The 16,751-nt window shown below is 54.3% G+C and carries 10 protein-coding genes; 3 read left to right on the forward strand and 7 right to left on the reverse strand.

Annotated elements, in window-relative coordinates; translation table 11 throughout:
- Positions 1 to 2 precede the first annotated feature (2 nt).
- Positions 3 to 7,517, reverse strand: coding sequence for an InlB B-repeat-containing protein (locus tag ACESSO_RS03005; RefSeq protein ID WP_373163557.1), 7,515 nt, complete (start codon positions 7,515 to 7,517; stop codon positions 3 to 5).
- Between the two features lie 127 nt (positions 7,518 to 7,644).
- On the reverse strand, positions 7,645 to 7,797 hold the full coding sequence (locus ACESSO_RS03010; protein ID WP_373163558.1) for a hypothetical protein: 153 nt from the start codon (positions 7,795 to 7,797) through the stop codon (positions 7,645 to 7,647).
- Positions 7,798 to 7,947: 150 nt separating this feature from the next.
- On the opposite strand from ACESSO_RS03010, the gene ACESSO_RS03015 reads away from it, so the two are divergent.
- Genes ACESSO_RS03015 through ACESSO_RS03025 form a run of 3 tightly spaced genes read left to right on the forward strand, consistent with a single transcriptional unit; the run spans position 7,948 to position 11,298 of the window.
- The gene (locus ACESSO_RS03015; protein WP_373163559.1) at positions 7,948 to 8,688 is read left to right on the forward strand and encodes a LytR/AlgR family response regulator transcription factor; all 741 of its coding nucleotides are present in this window, start codon (positions 7,948 to 7,950) and stop codon (positions 8,686 to 8,688) included.
- A complete protein-coding gene (locus tag ACESSO_RS03020) occupies positions 8,678 to 9,991 on the forward strand; it encodes a sensor histidine kinase (protein WP_373163560.1) in 1,314 nt (437 codons plus the stop codon). The genes ACESSO_RS03015 and ACESSO_RS03020 overlap by 11 nt, the downstream gene beginning before the upstream one ends.
- Positions 9,992 to 10,020: 29 nt before the next feature.
- The gene (locus ACESSO_RS03025) at positions 10,021 to 11,298 is read left to right on the forward strand and encodes a sensor histidine kinase (protein ID WP_373163561.1); all 1,278 of its coding nucleotides are present in this window, start codon (positions 10,021 to 10,023) and stop codon (positions 11,296 to 11,298) included.
- Between the two features lie 147 nt (positions 11,299 to 11,445).
- Here the strand turns inward: ACESSO_RS03025 and ACESSO_RS03030 are convergent, their stop codons facing one another.
- Genes ACESSO_RS03030 through ACESSO_RS03050 form a run of 5 tightly spaced genes read right to left on the reverse strand, consistent with a single transcriptional unit; the run spans position 11,446 to position 16,735 of the window.
- Positions 11,446 to 12,753, reverse strand: a complete 1,308-nt coding sequence (locus ACESSO_RS03030; RefSeq protein ID WP_373163562.1) for an NCS2 family permease — start codon at positions 12,751 to 12,753, stop codon at positions 11,446 to 11,448.
- Between the two features lie 21 nt (positions 12,754 to 12,774).
- On the reverse strand, positions 12,775 to 13,773 hold the full coding sequence (locus ACESSO_RS03035; RefSeq protein WP_373163563.1) for an ABC transporter permease: 999 nt from the start codon (positions 13,771 to 13,773) through the stop codon (positions 12,775 to 12,777).
- A complete protein-coding gene (locus tag ACESSO_RS03040; RefSeq protein WP_373163565.1) occupies positions 13,770 to 15,320 on the reverse strand; it encodes a sugar ABC transporter ATP-binding protein in 1,551 nt (516 codons plus the stop codon). Before ACESSO_RS03040 ends, ACESSO_RS03035 begins: the two co-directional genes overlap by 4 nt.
- A 14-nt stretch (positions 15,321 to 15,334) precedes the next feature.
- The gene (locus ACESSO_RS03045; RefSeq protein WP_373163566.1) at positions 15,335 to 16,498 is read right to left on the reverse strand and encodes an NCS2 family permease; all 1,164 of its coding nucleotides are present in this window, start codon (positions 16,496 to 16,498) and stop codon (positions 15,335 to 15,337) included.
- A gap of 9 nt (positions 16,499 to 16,507) precedes the next feature.
- On the reverse strand, positions 16,508 to 16,735 hold the full coding sequence (locus ACESSO_RS03050) for a hypothetical protein (RefSeq protein WP_373163567.1): 228 nt from the start codon (positions 16,733 to 16,735) through the stop codon (positions 16,508 to 16,510).
- Positions 16,736 to 16,751 lie beyond the last annotated feature (16 nt).

Consider the following 16,751-nt stretch of genomic DNA (forward strand, 5'->3'; position numbering starts at 1 on the left):
CCCTATGTTCCGCCATCGGAGATTTCCTCAATTTTCGCAATATCCTTGCCAACCTGCCCTTCCTGCTGGGCATGCGTCTTTTCCTCGGCGGTAAAGGTAATTTCCACCCTGCCGCCTTCGTTTACGTTTTTCCGATCGTCCTCAGTGTACACTGTCGTATCGGTGCTATTAAATACAGTATCCAGCTTGCCCACCACGATGTCCGGACTACCGGGGCGCACTTCCACGACAGAATTGGTAGCTCCTTTCGGCAGGGTAGTGTTACAAATTTTGTTTTCTGTGGTGATTTCCACTTTGCTGGTAACCGTGCGCACATCCTTGGTGACCACCAGATTGTAAATGCCGGGCAACAGATTGGAGAAGCTGTAGCTGCCATCGGCGCCAGTCTTGGCTTCAGCCAGCTGGTTTGCCCCCAGCCAAATGCTGACTACCGAGCCTTCTGCGGGCTGCTCCCCACTATCTGTTTGCTCCTTAATAATACCGCTGACGGAATACACATCCTGCCACTGGGCAGTGAAAGTCAAATTCCGGGCAGGCATAGTGAAGTTGTCTCCGGGCTGATAGAGCTTGGTGTCTCCGTCGGCCTTCCAGCCGCTGAAACGATAACCGGTTTGTGTAAACGGATTAACGGGCAATGTGATCTGTCCCGCTGCCAAAGCAGTCTGCGGGTCAGGCTCGACACCTGTGGCGCCCTCCCCGCCTGCAAAAGACACAGTGTACAGTACCGGCGGGGCCTGGGTAATGGTTAGGGTGCCCACCTGCATCATATCACTGCCGTTGGAGTGGCGATAGTTGGGATTGGTGATCTCCACCAAGATTTCATAGCTGCCCACATCTTTCGGAGAGGACACCTTTTTATCATCCTGCCAGTAGGAGACGGTGTAATCGCTGAAAGCAGCGTCATCAGCGGTAATGGTTGCCCTCTTTTCGCTGCCGTCGGCCTGCACCACATTGCCCGTCACAGTGAAAATCACCGGCTTAGGTTGAATAGTCAGCATGGCCACAATGTTTTTCAAGGTGTAGTTAGCTATATCAGCACCGATGAGGGTAGCAGTCAAAGCATGCCTGCCTGCTGTTTTCTTCACCCCAGTGAAGCTGATATCAACATCATCGCCGTCCACTACGCCCGAAAGCGATACCTCGACTGGTTCGGTGCTGGTACTGCCATACACTTGATTCAGCCCCGACCAAGTTGCAGTAATAGACTTCTTGGAGATGGTGAACTCGGCCTTGGCAGTAACTGCTTCATGGTTTGCTGTTGCGGCAAAGGTCGCGGTGACGGTATAGTTACCCGCATCAGTTGGAACGGTATCACTGTTATAAACGGTTCCGTCTCTCCCATCATAGTGATAGGTCACATTATCGATGCCGTTGGTAGCAGAGGCCGGAACCGGGCGGTTTGCCGCATCGCCGTAGGTCCATCCTTCCATGGTGACCGTAGCAGTACCATCAGCCGTGGCAATGGTGTAGTCCTTCATGGTGCCAGTGGCCGGCAGTTGATAGTTTGGGTTGCTCAGACCAGTGGCTTCAGCAGTATAACTGCCCACATCCACTTTGTCGCCGTCCTCCACGATAACGGTGCAGGTGTCGCCAACCACCAGACCGGTAGCAGCGGCGGTAACGCTGACAGGCTGGCCGGTATAGGTCAGGTTTTCGTATCCATGCCATTCAAGACCCACTGTTTTTGCGGTGATGGTGGCTATGGCGGACAGTCCTGTCGTGGAGAGCACATAGTTATTGCCCCAATCTCCGTCCAAAGCAACGGCCACGGTGACTGTCTTGTTCTGGCCTGCGTTGGCGCTATCGAAGGTGAAAACACCGGTGGCAGTAGGATCGTCACCCGGCACCGCGCCATCAAGTGTGACGGTACCGGTGGCGGCAGTGCCGCCGTCGTATTCCTTATCCTCCACGGAAACGACAGAGGGGGTCAGTGTCTTTTTGGCAACCGTTACGGTGACGGCCTGCTCAGCAGCATTGTAGTTCTCCATATCATCCGGAGTGAACACCACGCTATAGAATTGGGAACCGCTGTTGGGCATGATACTGCTGTCTTTCCATACAAAACCGCCCGCAATATCAGCGCTGCCGCCGATGAGAGAGCTTTCGCTGAGCTTGTCACCGTAGGTAATATCAGATGCCGAGGGCCAGGCGGTGATGCTGGGGTCGGCCTTTCTAATGGTGACTGTAACAGTATTACTGCTGGCAGCTGCGCTTTGTCCACCGGCGCTGGCGGTAGCCTTCACGGTGTATTTGCCGCTGTCGGCCACGGTGGAAAGCGCCAGCGTTTCGGCGGTTTTGCCGTCCAGCTTTTGACCGTCCTTATACCATTCATAGGTGAAGGTAATGTTAGCCCCGTGGACGGCGGTTGCAGTGAGCGCAATCACCGGTTGACCGCTGTTGTAGACTGCGTCAATCTTGTCGGCGGTAAGCGTCACTGTAAGGGCTTCCATCGTCCAATGGGCGGTAAGCGTCAGCTCCTTGGTGACGGTCCCGGCGTCAAAGTCCCACCGGGTATCTCCGTCATACCACCCGTCAAAGATATAGCCGTTCTTGGTGGGATCGGCAGGCTTTGTGACCTTACCGCCATCTACCACCAGATGATTATCCGCACCAATGGTAACGCTGTGGACCGGGACGGTCTGGGTAACGGTTTTGCCTGCGCCTGTGGTAGCGGTAAAGGTGTAGGTACCAGCAGAGGTGATGGGGTAAGTATCTCCGTAAACCCCTTCCATCGTGCCGCCGTCTTTCTGCACCGTAACCGTTACCCCGGAGCTGCCGTCGGCGCTGACGGTTACAGTCAGGTTCAGGCTGGCCGCGCTTTGGGTACCTCCGATGACTTTAAGAATAGGTGTACTCTTGTCTAACTTGTTCACTTCCACCGTTTGCCGGGCGGTGTTACCCAACTTATCTGTAGCAGTGACAGTGTAAGTACCGTTTTCGGACACGGTAAAGGTATACCAACCGTTATCCTTGGCGACAGCTATCGTGCTTTCGTCCTTTTCGACCTCCACATGGTCCACGCCGGACTGATCGTCCGTCACGGCAAGGGTAATGGTAACATCGTTCGCTGTCCACTCTGTAGGATTGCCGTAGACGGCAATAACAGGACTGGTGGTGTCAATGTTTGTGATCTCGATGGTTCCGCTGCCCATATTTCCGGCGGCGTCGGTGCAGGTGACGGTGTAGGTGTCATTTGCGGAAACCGTAAAACTGCCGATGAAGGAGCCAGGCTCCTCGGCGGATTGAGTGAGATGGATGGTTTGGCCGTCCCGGATGGCAGTTAGGTTTTTGCCCACGCTGCCGGCATCAAAGATCGTCACGGCAACAGTTACCGGCCCCTTTGTCCAGTTTTCGTCCGCAATGCTCAGGCGCACGTCGGGGGACACGCCGTCCAGAGTTTCACCCTCCGGCACAGTGACGGTTATGGTCTCCGACACAAAATGCCCAGCAGCGTCAGTGACATTGATGACATAGTTTCCCGGCTCGCTGATAGTAAACGTGCCGGTGAGATTGGTGGTTGTACTGCCGTCGGGCAGGGTAACAGTGATATCAGTGTTGCCGTTTTCTTCTACACTATAGTTATAAACAGCGCCCTTATTATCACTGGCCGATTCATCCTTCGTCACCATCAAACCCGGTCGAGTGGCGTTGATGGAATAGGCCGAAGATATATCTGTCCCGCTGTTCCCGACTTTGTCCATAGCGGTGACAGTCAGCGTCCATGTTCCGCTTTGGTCGGGGGATGTGGTGGTATACACACCCGTTTCACTGGTAGGAGTCAAATCGAATTCTGCTCCATTATTCCACTTTCCTTTGACCGATTGAATTCCCGACTCGCCGTCACTGACATGCACCGTCAGGGTGACGGCCTCAGTGTGGTTCATGTTGGCGAGATGCACGATCTCCACCGCAGGGGCGGCGGTGTCCAGCTTGGATACCGTGACCATTTTTGTGATAATTTCGTCGCCGCTCTCAAGGGTAAAGGCATAAGTGCCGTTTTGGGTGGCGGTGTAGGTGCTGCCGGCAACTTCGGTTGTGTTCGTGCCACCCGGTGTTTTCACCTTCACCGTGGTGCTGGCGGGGCTGCGGGTTACCGTAATTTCCCGTGATTTCGCCCAACTGGCATTGTCCGCTGTCACGGTCAGACTGGGCAGCTGCACAGAACTGCTGCCCAAATCGACGGACTGGCTGTTATGAGCGGCCACGCCGTTGTTGTCGGTCGCACGGGCATGGAGATACCATATGCCGCTGGTCTGCCGGGTGGAGACGGTGCCACCATTGGTATCGGCCAGCAGTTTCCAACCAACCACATCTTTTTCATCCGTTTCCATACTCCAAGCATATTCTAATTTTGCTGCATTCGTGGCGGCGATCGCGCCGGTCAGGGTACCGTTGACGTTGGTAATCTGGCTCACCGTGACCGCGGGCGCACCGGGGCCATTGCCCAGAGCGGCACCCGTATTGCCGCCCGTTACGTTGCTGTCGGTAGCCGTGCCGGTATCACTGGCCATGTCCTTAATATTTCCAGCGTTGGTGATAGACTGCACCGTCAAGGTGCCGCTGGCCGTATCCGATACCGTACCGGTGAAGTACAGCACATTGGTGTCCGCGCCGCCGGCGTAGTCGAACGTCCCCCAGTTGGTCGCTATCTGCACATCGTCAAGGTTCGAGCTGTTGGTGCTGTCCACAATTTCATTGAACACCAGCGCCACGGTGACGCTGTCGCCGGGCAGGTAGCTGCCGCCCGCCATGGGGGCAACGCCCAGCAGCCGGGGTTCCTCAGTGTCGGAGAATTTGAAATGATGGACAATATTTTGGGTGTACCAATTATCGGAATTTTCGCCGCTGGCACCAAAGCCAACGGTGATTTGACTGGTGTTTACATCAAAACGAATGGATGAGCCGGATTGTCCGCTGGCATATTGATATTTTGTCAGATTTGAACCATTCGTTAGGCTTGCTGTCGGGAAACTATATTCTGATGGAGTGGAGTTTGCCCCACTTCCTCTGTGCTCGAACAATGCGACATATTGTGCAGTTGTTAAAGTACCGTTTAGCTTACCCTCATTCGGATAAATATTAGTATCCAACGTATTGCCCGCATGAATTTGAAGGGCCTGATAACCGGAATCTTCCTCCCATGCAGTAAATGTTACCCAGTAATATATGCTGTCGGCAGTATCCAGAAAATAGTCCCTAGCCGCCAACTGCGTAACATTTAAGGTTTCGATTGCAGCTGTTCCTATCGCCCCTTGTGTCCAGCCAAGTCCATCGTCCTTATGATCGCCACGCAGTTTTGCATCCGTTGTGCCATTGCGTGTTATCTCTGTATACAAGGAGCAGTCTATCGTTTTTCTGCCATCCTTGCTCATGGTGCGGGTGGCACTTTTCTGACTGCTGTTGATTTCCGCGCCGCCGGTGACCCGGTAAATCTCAAAGGAATAGGTGCGGTCGGCGTTGGAGTAGGCGGTGGCGGCGTTGCCATCAAAGGTGCTGGACTCATCCTTTTCCGTGACCGTAACCGATTTTGTCGTTTCCCCCGCTGCAAAGGTCACGCTGCCCGCTTCATGTTCAAAATGCGTCCCGCCAATAGCGGAGCCATTTACCGTGCGGTAATAGACAGTCTGCGCACCGTCGGTGCCGCCGCTGCGGGTGATGGTAAAGGTGTTTCCGCTATTGGTAACAGAGAAAGCACCGTATTGGGGCATGCCCACGCCGAATTCCTCGCTCTGCTCACCGTAAAAGACGGTGCCGTCGTCAGCTTTGGCATAAGCGCGCGCGTAATAGGTGATGCCGTAGACCAAGTCCTCCTTCTGGATGGTGGCGGCAAGTGTGCCGCCTGCGTTATTCACGGCAGTACGGGTGGTCACCTTGCCGTCGCTCAGGGTCAGGGTGGGATTTTGCAGCGCGCCGTAGACAAAGCCGGTTTCTTCGTAGGTCAGGCTGCCGGTGTGGGTCATGGCGGCGGAAAGGTTGAAGTTCTCGCCGCTTTTGGCTACCGTCGTTTTCGTCAGCTCTGCGGGCTGGGGCAGCACGGTGACGGTGAGGGTGGCGGTGACATCGTCAAATCCCTCCGCGCTTGCGGTATAGGTAACGGTTGTCGTTCCCAGCACGCCGGTATCAACGCTCGTGGGATTGATGGTCACCGTACCAAAACTGGAGCGAATAAACGTTTTTAGCCGCGCCTCATCCAGCGTGTCACCCTCCATGACCGTGACGCTGTCGGTGGTAAGGCTGATCGTCGGTTCTGCCTTGATGGTGACAGGCTGACTTTTGATTTCCGAAATGCCACCCTCGCTCGTGGTACCCCAGTAAGTAAAGGTGCCGTTTCCCAAAGGCATATCCTCCGGTACCGTAACCGCCACAGAGAAGCGGCCGTTCACCACATTGGCCGAATATTCCTTGCCGCCGATGCTCACATAGACGGTATCGGAGGCGGGTTTATCGCCATCGGCAGTGGCAGTGCCGGTGATGGTAACAATGCCGCCTGCATTCAAGTTGAAATCATTATCACTGTCCAGCACAGGTGCATTGGGGGTAGGCGGCAATTCGCCTGCGCCGATGAGCACATAGCGGCTCCATGTCTGGTCGGGGGCGACGCTGCCGCTCCACGACCATGCCATGCCGCTGTCACGCGTGTAAGGAGTGGCCTTATCTGAGAGATCGGTAAAGATATTGTTGTATGCCTGGGCGTAGTGCCCGAACCACAGCGTATCGCAGTCGGGGGCCACCAGACTAAACTTATAATTGTTTTTGGGGTTGCCATCCATGGACAGGCCGGTGTCCGTACCGGTTACCACCGCATAATCGTTGTTGTCGATCATCACATCGGCGCTGGAGCCAATTTGAAAGGATTGCGTGGTGGAACCCTTGTTCTGGACGGTGTAGGTGATTTTCACATAGCGGCCACCATAGGCAATATTCAGCGTCGTCTGCGCGGTCAGGGAATTTCCCACGGAAACCGCCGCAGACTGGTACGGAACCGCTACATTGGAGCCTTCATTGACGGAGATGGCGGTACGGTAGCCGTTGTTCCGATAAGTAGTTTGGAAGTCCTTGCCGCTATCCACACCTTGAATATCAAATCGGGTCCCGCTTTGATAGTATTTGATGTAGTCGCTGCTGTCCTCCAGTGCACCGTCCGACAGGCTATTGGCCATCAGCATGGGCCGCTGCAAAACAGAGGGGTCGTAGGCGAAGGTTTCACTGGTCACGGACTGCTCCCCGCGGGTGACCGTGCAGCGGAAGCCGTAAGAGGTAAAGTCTTCCTTGGAAAGGATCAGGCTGGGGCCATCCCCCGCCCAATCAGACCAGAAACCGTAAGTGCAAGCTTCCCAGACATAGCTGTCCCACTCCCCTTCCACAATCAGCACCATGTCGCTGCTGGAAGCCTCGTCCAGTGGCGCACAGTAAATGGTTGGAGCTTCGAGAACCACTGAGGTGGTATCATCCTCAACCGTGTATGTAGATGAATTAGCGGTGTCTATGTCTGCTTCTGTCGCCGTGTCTGCTGTCACTTGCCCATCTTCGGACCTATTTTCCTCTGCGGCCATCGCCGACACCGGCAGAAAGGTAAGCAGTAGGGAGAGAATCAACCCCCCAGCTCAAAATCCTCTTTATCATACTCCTACCTCCTCAAATGGATTATTCTTCGTGTGCTCCAACTGTCGGACGCAGCACCGACCCTTGCCCCATGGCGATTGCCTGTGTCTGCATTATGGGCCGGTCATAAAGTATCGCAAACTCGTCCCCGCCGATACGCCCCAGCTCTGCTGCGTCTATAAAAACACGACGCATGACCAGACCTCCTTTTGGCAACCCCTCTTGACAGTCTTTTGCTTCCATGCTATTTTCATTGTACAAATTGGTGTGAAATTGCAAAGCATTTGTTCAAAATTTGATGCTATCTGCGTAAAATATGCACTTCGTTGTGGAGGAGGGATGGCGATGCTACGAATCGCCGTATGTGATGATGAACAAAAGCAACTCAATCAGACAGCGGCACTGCTGCACACCTATCTCCAGTCCCACCCCAGCCTGAAAGGGCAGATAGAGACGTTTCGGAGTGGCAGGGCGCTGTTGGCACGAGCAGAAGACGCAGGGGGCTTTGACCTCTATGTGATGGATATTCTCATGCCCGAGCTGAGCGGAATCGACACTGGCCGTCGCCTGCGGGCACTGGGCGAGGGCGGTGAAATCGTTTATCTCACCAGCTCCAACGACTTTGCCGCCGACAGCTACGATGTCCGGGCGTTTTTCTATCTGCTCAAGCCGGTGGAAGAAAACAAACTGTTTCAGGTGCTGAACGGAGCGGTGAACAAACTGAACCGGCGGCGAAGCAACGCCGTTGTGGTAACCACGGCAGATGGGCCACGCCGTATCCTGCTTGAGCGTATCCGATATGTGGAGCGGGTGGGGCGCGTCATGCGCTATTACTGTACCGATGGTACCGTAGATTCTCAGACGATTCGGGTTACTTTTCGGGAGATGTCCGCCCCACTTCTGGCAGACCGACGTTTTTGCCTGTGCGGAGCCAGCTTCGTGCTGAATTTCCAGCATGTGACCGGGGTCAACGGCCGGACGGCCCTGTTGGACAACGGCCAGACCGTAACGCTGCCACGAACAGTGGCAACAGACTTCAAGAAAGCTTGGGGGAACTACTGGCTGACAGAAGGCGATGAGCTTTGAGGATTACGGACTGAATGAGGGGGTTTTGAATCTGGATGTCTATCATACTCTGTTCGTAGCAGTGTCACAGGTATTTCTGGGCAGCTATGTCTTTCTTTTGGTCGACTTTCGCAAACCGATCGCCACATGGCGAACCCGGTGGGTTGTTACAGTGGTGCTGGTTGTCTGCGCCAATCTGATCGGACTGCTTTTCTTGAATTTCTGGGACACCTATCAGCATGTCTATATATTTACGTTAACCCTTCCGTATATTGTCATTACACTCTGGTGCTCCCAGCACCGAGATTTTCGCGCTGTTTTTAATATTATCACCGGCCTGTTCATCGGCTGCATCGGAACCGCAAATGCCATGCTGACCACACTGCTTCTGGAGAACAATGAATACCGGGAATACTATTCCTTTGCTGTGCGTACCGTTTCCTTCTTCCTAATGTTCTTTATTCTGCGGCGATTCAGCTTTACATACCGGCAAATGCTTCACCAGCTTAATCGCAGCTGGGGAATGCTTTGCATTATTCCGTTCTCTACTTTTATTACCATGCTGTACACCATCAACCATTCAGAGAACTCTGTTACGATTATGGTACTATTCTACGGTTTACTGACGGTGTGCGGCTGTTCCTACTACTTGATGTATCTCTTTTTTGAGCGGGTGCAGAAAGAAAACAGCGCCCGTTATGAGGCTCAGCTATCCGCCTTTCAGCTGTCCGCCCTGCAAAGCCGCATGGAGGCGGTGAAAGCGGCCGAGAACGCCATCCGCACAGAGCGTCATGACCTTCGCCACCGACTTCATGCTGTCACAGAACTGGTGTCACGAGGAGACAAAGATGCGGCTCTGGACTTTCTGGACGCTGCTCAAAGGCGGCTGGATGAGCAGAAGGAAATCCAATGGTGCCGCCCGCCGGTGCTGGACGCTGTTTTTTCCTCCTACTTCGATCAGGCCAAGAATCAGGGTATTCACGTAACGGCCAAAATCTCCCTGCCGGACTCGCTGACGGTGAACGAAGGCGCATTGGCCATTGTCGTTGCTAACGCTTTGGAAAACGCCATCCACGCCAATCTGGCGCTGCCTCAGGAGCAGCGAGTCATCCGCTGCAAGATGGTAGCAACCCCAAGCATCATGCTGGAAATCTCCAATCCATGCAACGAAGATGTAACCTTTGATGCACAGGGCCTGCCTGTTGCGCATAGAGAGGGGCACGGCCTTGGAGTGCAGTCCATCTCGGCTTTTTGTCAAAAAAACGGAGCCGTCTGCCAGTTTAAACTGGCAGACGACTGGTTCTATCTTCGGCTGGTGCTGTAATAAATTGCAAAAAGAGGAGGAAATCTACCGTGACAAATGTGATATTTCTTGTCTTCCGCACATTTTTCATCACAATGATGACGGTGGGAATGATGGCAAGCCTTACACACTTCCGTTTTGGGCGCAGAAAACTGCTGTGCATTCTGTCCGTTTACAGTGTTTGGGTAGTCGCCTCCAGCGCAGTGTTGCTGTGGTTTGGTGGAGAATTGCTGCTGCTTCGCCTATTTTACCTCACCATTTCTGTCCCCACCATATTGCTTACCTACTGGGCCGCCAACGATACCCCTACCCAGGCAGTGTTCAACTACACAACGCAAATCATGGTATCTGTATTGTCAGCCTCCATGATCCGCTGGCTGACGGAATCCCTCGGGCTCTCCTCGTTTGTCAATATTCTGCTGATGTGCGCATTCTATTTCACAGCCATCTATTTAGAATGGCGTTTTCTACGACAGCCCTTTCGTATGTTGATCCAAATCATCCCCGCTCGCTGGGGAGTGCTCACGCTTATCCCCTGCGTATTCTGTATCTATCTTATTTTCGTATCGGCCTGGCCGACCAGTTATCTGGAAAGCTTTCCTCAGCGTGTCTATGTCTACACCGCTGTCATACCACTGGTCTTTGTGTATATTGCCGTATTTAAAAGCCTTGTGGCACAGTACAACATCCAAATGGAACGCCAAAGCGCCGTACTGTTGACGGTGCAGATTTCAGCTCTAAAAGATAAATTGCAGAAGGTAAAAGAAGTGGAGGAAGGCATTCGAATCCAGCGCCATGACCTGCGTCATCAGCTCCAGACTGTCACAGAGCTGGTGGCACGAGGGGACAAGGATGCGGCTCTGGACTTTCTGAACGCTGCTCAAAAGCGTCTGGATGAACAAAAGCAAATCCGCTGGTGCCGTCCACCGATACTGGACGCTGTTTTTTCCTCCTACTTCGAGCAGGCTAAAAGCCAAGGTATTCGCGTAACGTCCAAAATCTCCCTATCGGACACACTGACGGTGGACGAAGGCGCATTGGCTATTGTCGTTGCTAACGCTTTGGAAAACGCCATCCACGCCAATCTGGCGCTGCCTCAGGAGCAGCGAGTCATCCGCTGCAAGATGGTAGGAACCCCCAGCATCATGCTGGAAATCTCCAATCCATGCAACGAAGGTATAACCTTTGATGCGCAAGGCCTGCCTGTTGCGCATAGAGAGGGGCACGGTCTTGGGGTGCAGTCTATCTCGGCTTTTTGTCAAAAAAACGGAGCCGTCTGCCAGTTTAAACTGGCAGACGGCTGGTTCCAGCTACGGCTGGTGCTATAATATGGTTTTCCAAAAAAGGTTCCTGCAAACTGACTTTCTGCGGGAACCTTTTTTCTAAGCGGATGCTATAGAAGCGTCCCCAGCATGGCGTTCAGAGGAAGCATGGCGGCTATAAAAAGTGCCAAAGCCACCCGATGGACTCTCCTCTTATATCGCCGAAAGGACGTACATGGCCACAAACAGGATGGTCAGAATATAGGTGACGATAGAGATCTTTTTCCTTTTTCCGCTAATTAGACCGATAGCGGTATAGGAGATAAAGCCTATGCCAATACCATCTACTACCGAATGGGTAAAAGGGATTATAAGCATGGTGAGGAAGCCGGGCAAGGCTATCTCCACCTCACGCCAATTGATGTTGGTGGCGTTACGGATCATCAGCATCCCGATGAGCACCAGAGCAGGTGAAAGCGCCGCTTCTGGGATTAACCCGGCGATAGGAGCCAGCAAGGCGGCAGCCAGAAACAGTACCCCGGTGGCGGCGGTATACAGCCCGGTCTTGGCCCCATCCGCCACGCCGGTAGAGCCTTCCACTGGAATGCCGATGGGAGGCGCGCCCAGCAGCGGCGCGGCAGCAGTGGACAGAGCCACCGCCATGATGCCCCGGCTGTAGCGGCCCAGCTCGCCCTTTTCATCCAACGGCTTTCCCACCCCGGCAATGCATGTCAAGCCCTCTAAGGTGTCAAAACACAGGCACATGGTAAAAGTAACCACCGCGGTTACCAAAGGCAGAACCCCCAGCGACAACACGCCGCCAAAATCCGGGGACAACAGCAAGGGGCGCAGGGATAACAGAGAAAAACGTATGGATTCCGGCGCTTGGGTTACTCCCAGCGGGAACCCCAGCAACGTCGTGGCTGCAATGCCGATCAGCATGGCACCCTTCACTTTCCATACCATTAGCACGCCGGTGATCAACAAACCCAGAATGGCCAAGAGGGTGGTTGGGGTGTCAATCGACCCCAGCAACAACGCACCGTCCTTCGCCCGGGCGATGCCGGAGTTTAACAGTCCTGTGAAAGTAATGAGCAGCCCCAGGCCGGCACTGATAGCATTTTTCATGCTCTGCGGGATACAGGAGGTCATCTTATCCCGCAGAGGTGTCAAACTGATGATCAGATACACCAAGCCCGACAGGCTCACCACCGCCAGCGCCTGTGCCCAGGTGTAGCCCATGGTGAGACAGAGGGTATAGGTAAAAAAGGCGTTGAGGCCTACCCTCGGAGTCAAAATAAAGGGCAGGTTAAGGGCAGCGGAGAGAAAACAGGCCAAGGCGGAGGACAGACAAGTGGCTAACAGCACGCTGGTATAGTCCATGCCGGTCTGAGACAGATAGCTGGGGGTGACAAACAGAATATATGCCACCGAGAAAAAAGAAGTCAGTGCACCCAACAGCTCCCTGCGGACTGTCGTCCCCTGTTCCGTCAGATGAAAAACGTGTTCCAGTATCTTCATTTTTGTTATACGCCTCCGTTTTCAAGTCATGATATGTGCAGTCCGCCGATGGCAGCCATAAGCCGCAACCAAAGCCAGCGCCAGCACGCCGCCCTTAACCGCGGGCAGCACATAGTAGACCACGCCCATTTGAGTCAACCCGTTTTCCAGCACCGCTACCAGCGCGGCGCCCACCAGCGTTCCCAAAGCATTGGGCTTTTCCGCACCGCCCACGGATCGCCCCACGAATACAGCTGCCAGAGAGGGCATCAGATAGCTGTCGCAGCCGGAGATTTGCGCCGCTCCATTGCGAGAACAGACAACAATTGCTCCCACCGCAATCATAACGGCGGTGAGCATCCCCGCAAAAAAACGATATTTCTTTACAGGAATGCCGGAATACGCCGCTGCGGTATGGTTGCTGCCCATGGCATACAGACAGCGGCCATGGCGGGTATATTGCAGGAACACAAAGGCAAAGGCTACGCAGCCCAGCATGAGCAGGATGCACCATGGCGCTGCGCCAATAGCAAGTGCCTCCTCCGTCCATCCCATGCGGGCAGGGTCAGTCCCCCACGGCGTTGGCATACCGGCAGACACCGCGCCGCCGCCCGTCCACCACAGACCAATCCCCTGATGCACGAACATCAGCGCGCAGGTCGCCAGCATATCGGGTACCCGGCAAACCAGAATGAGAAACATGGTCAGCAGATACAGCACCATGGTCAACACCACGGTGAGCAATACGCTCAGCCATAGAGGCAAACCAAACCACAGGAACAGACTGGCAAACAGAAAGGAGGAGACGGTGGCAAGGGTGCAGGCTGACATATCAAAGCCGTCCGGCGCCATAGTGAGGGTAGCGCCGATGGCAAAAATAGTGGTGATGGACATGGAGCGCAGAATATTGACGGCGTTTGCAGCTGAAAAAAAGCTGTCTCCCCGCAGCAGCGCAAACACCGCAACGGCGGCTGCCAGTGCAATCACCGCTGCCCAGTCCATCCACAAGGCAGCGCGTTTTGGGGTAAGTTGTTGCTTCAAGACCGTTCCTCCCTTTCTGTCTGATCCGACGGAACGAACGGAGCCTTTCCGCCGACGGCATAGTGCATGATTTCCTCTTCCGAGGTAAGAGCGGTGACCAGTTCCGCCGCAATTTTTCCACTATACAGGACATAAATCCGGTCTGTCACCTGCAGCAGCTCGTCAGGCTCGGCAGACGCATACACTACACCGCACCCTGTCCGGGCGATCTTGGTGATGAGCTGCAGCAATTCCGCCTTTGCGCCCACATCCACACCCTTAGTAGGTTCGTCAAACAGGTAGAGCCGACAGCTGGCCGCAAGCCATTTGCCCACGACTGTTTTTTGCTGATTGCCGCCGGAGAGCAGCTCGATCCGCTGCTCGGGCGATGGCGTTTTGATCCCCAGCTTTTCGATTTGCGTCCGGGCGTTCTGTTCCTGCTTTTTGCAGGACAGAAAAGACAGACGGCTCCATTTTTTCAGGCTGGCGATTCCCAGATTGAAAGACACGCTTTCCCGCAGGAACAAGCCTTCCTTCCGGCGCTCTTCCGGCACCAGCCCCATGCCCAAAGACACCGCGTCCGCGGGGCTGCGAGGATTCACCGACCTGCCATCCAGCATCATCTCTCCTGTAGCTCGGGGCAAAATACCGAACAGTGTCTTGCACAATTCGCTCTTCCCTGCCCCCACCAATCCGGCCAAACCGACGATCTCCCCATGCCGCACCATCATGGAGATGTCCCGCACGCTGCCGTCCTGACTGGACAAGCCACGTACTGACAGTAGCTCACTGCCGACCGAAGATGAGACACGGCGACGAACGGATGCCATGCCCGCGCCCAGCATATGCGCCACCAGCTCACTGGTGGTGGTTTGGAGCGTAATGGGCGCGCTGGCAGCCACTCTGCCGCCCCGCAGCACCGTATAGCGGTCACAGATCTGCAAAATCTCCGGCAGGCGGTGGGATATAAATACAATGGCAAGTTGCCTTTCTTCGACCATGCGGCGGCAAAGAGAAAACAATCTTTCCGTCTCCACTGTGCTCAAAGGAGCCGTCGGCTCGTCCAGCAGAAGGATACGGCACCGGCTATGTATCGCTCTTGCGATGAGTACCATCTGTTTTTGCGCCAGCGTCAGCCGGCCTACCGGCGTGCGGATGTCGAAATCCATGTTCAGCTGACGTTTCAGCTCCTCTGCCCGCTGATACAGCGTACGCCAGTTGACCCACAGCCGTCCCGGCTTTCCCAACTCTTCCAGCAGCATATTTTCCGCCGCCGACAGAGCGGGCGCCAGCGCCACATCGACCTCCTGATAGACGATCTGGATACCCAACTGCTGCGCTGCTGCAGGGCTGCGCAATTCCACCGTCCTGCCATCCAGCAAAACCTCTCCGCGATAACCGGGATTGGTACCGGCCAGCACTTTCATCAGCGTGGACTTTCCCGCTCCATTGGCGCCTACAAGCGCATGGATTTCTCCCGACAAGAGCCGAAAGTCCACCTGCTCCAGTGCCTTTACGCCCGGAAATTCCACGCAGATATGATTTGCCTGAAGTGTAAATTCATCCATATATCCTCCGCCTGTCAATGGGTTACGAGAAACATCAGCGTAAACAGCCCTGCAATCACCCAAGTCCCCGCAGTTAATTCTTTTCTTTTTCCTGTAAATACGGCAATTAACACATGAGAGAGAATACCAAAGGCAATTCCGTAGGAGATATTGTATGTCATAGGCATAATCGCCAGGGTCAGGAATGCCGGAACACCTTCTCTGGTGTTTTGCCAGTCTATTTTTTTCGTACAGTCTATCATTAAAATGCCCACATAAATCAAAGCCGCCGATGTGGCGCAGTTTGGCACAAGGGCAGCGACAGGACTAAAAAACATGGCCAGGAGAAACAGCCCTCCGGTGGCCATGGCGGCCAGCCCGGTCTTTCCTCCCTCGGCAATGCCAGCCGACGCCTCCACATAGGAACTAACAGTAGAGGTTCCGCACACCGCGCCGCAGACTGTTGCCACGGCATCGGCCAACATGGCCCGCTCCATATTCGGCACCTCGCCCTCCCGCGTCAACAGATTGCCTCGGGCGCAGGCGCCGTACAAGGTTCCGATGGTGTCAAACATGTCCACCAGACAGAAGGCCAAGGCAGTGGTTCCAATCAGAAGCGCCAGTTCTGCCGAATTGTGATCGGCCAGATAGGATGAAAAATCAAATCCCTCCGTAAAGACCCGGCCAAACGCCGAGGTTCCAAACTCGCTAAACGCTGTGAAAGGGTTCAAATTCAGATTATCACCGAAGTTTGTATAAAACCCTGGAACCGTAACACCCAACAGGTAATATAGAATGGTACCTCCCAGAATCCCCCACAAAACAGCCCCCTTGACACCTCTGCATGTCATAACGGCAATAACGATCAAGACAGCCAGCGTCACCAGTATAGGCATGACATCCGACCATGAAACAGAGTCAGACAGCAGATTGAACGACGTCAGGTTGACAAACGTCTCCGGATCTGCCACTACAATACCAGCGTTTTGCAGTCTGATGAAAGCAATGAACAGGCCCACTCCAGCGGGGATTGCCAAGCGCACAGACGCGGGAATGGCCTCAAAAATCTTTTTTCGCAGGCCGGTCACGGTCAGAATGATGAAGGCACTTCCATCCAAAAGAATCAAGACGAGGGCATTGGCGTAGCTCAGTCCAAAACCGAGGCACACAGTATAGACGAAGAAAGCATTGGAACCCATAGCAGATGCCTATGCCAGGGGCAGGTTAGCCAGAAGCCCGATCAGAATAGTGTCGATGGCCGCGGAAAGAGCTGTCGCGATATAAATTGCATCATAGGATACGCCGGGCAGCTCAGCAAACATCCCGGCGTTAACCATGAGGATATACGCCATAGTCATGAATGTAGTCAGGTCCGCCAGCAGCTCGGTTCGGATGTCAGACCCCTTTTCGGTAATATGAAACAGCTTTTCCGTCATAGCTTTCCAACTCCTT

This window comes from Agathobaculum sp. Marseille-P7918, assembly GCF_964248325.1.
Lineage (GTDB): Bacteria > Bacillota > Clostridia > Oscillospirales > Butyricicoccaceae > Agathobaculum.

Excerpts from the sequence above, each read along its gene's own strand:
- ACESSO_RS03010 (WP_373163558.1), bottom strand. The coding sequence starts at position 7,797 with ATGCGTCGTGTTTTTATAGACGCAGCAGAGCTGGGGCGTATCGGCGGG.
- ACESSO_RS03015 (WP_373163559.1), top strand. The coding sequence starts at position 7,948 with ATGCTACGAATCGCCGTATGTGATGATGAACAAAAGCAACTCAATCAG.
- ACESSO_RS03020 (WP_373163560.1), top strand. The coding sequence starts at position 8,678 with ATGAGCTTTGAGGATTACGGACTGAATGAGGGGGTTTTGAATCTGGAT.
- ACESSO_RS03030 (WP_373163562.1), bottom strand. The coding sequence starts at position 12,753 with ATGAAGATACTGGAACACGTTTTTCATCTGACGGAACAGGGGACGACA.
- ACESSO_RS03040 (WP_373163565.1), bottom strand. The coding sequence starts at position 15,320 with ATGGATGAATTTACACTTCAGGCAAATCATATCTGCGTGGAATTTCCG.
- ACESSO_RS03045 (WP_373163566.1), bottom strand. The coding sequence starts at position 16,498 with ATGGGTTCCAATGCTTTCTTCGTCTATACTGTGTGCCTCGGTTTTGGA.
- ACESSO_RS03050 (WP_373163567.1), bottom strand. The coding sequence starts at position 16,735 with ATGACGGAAAAGCTGTTTCATATTACCGAAAAGGGGTCTGACATCCGA.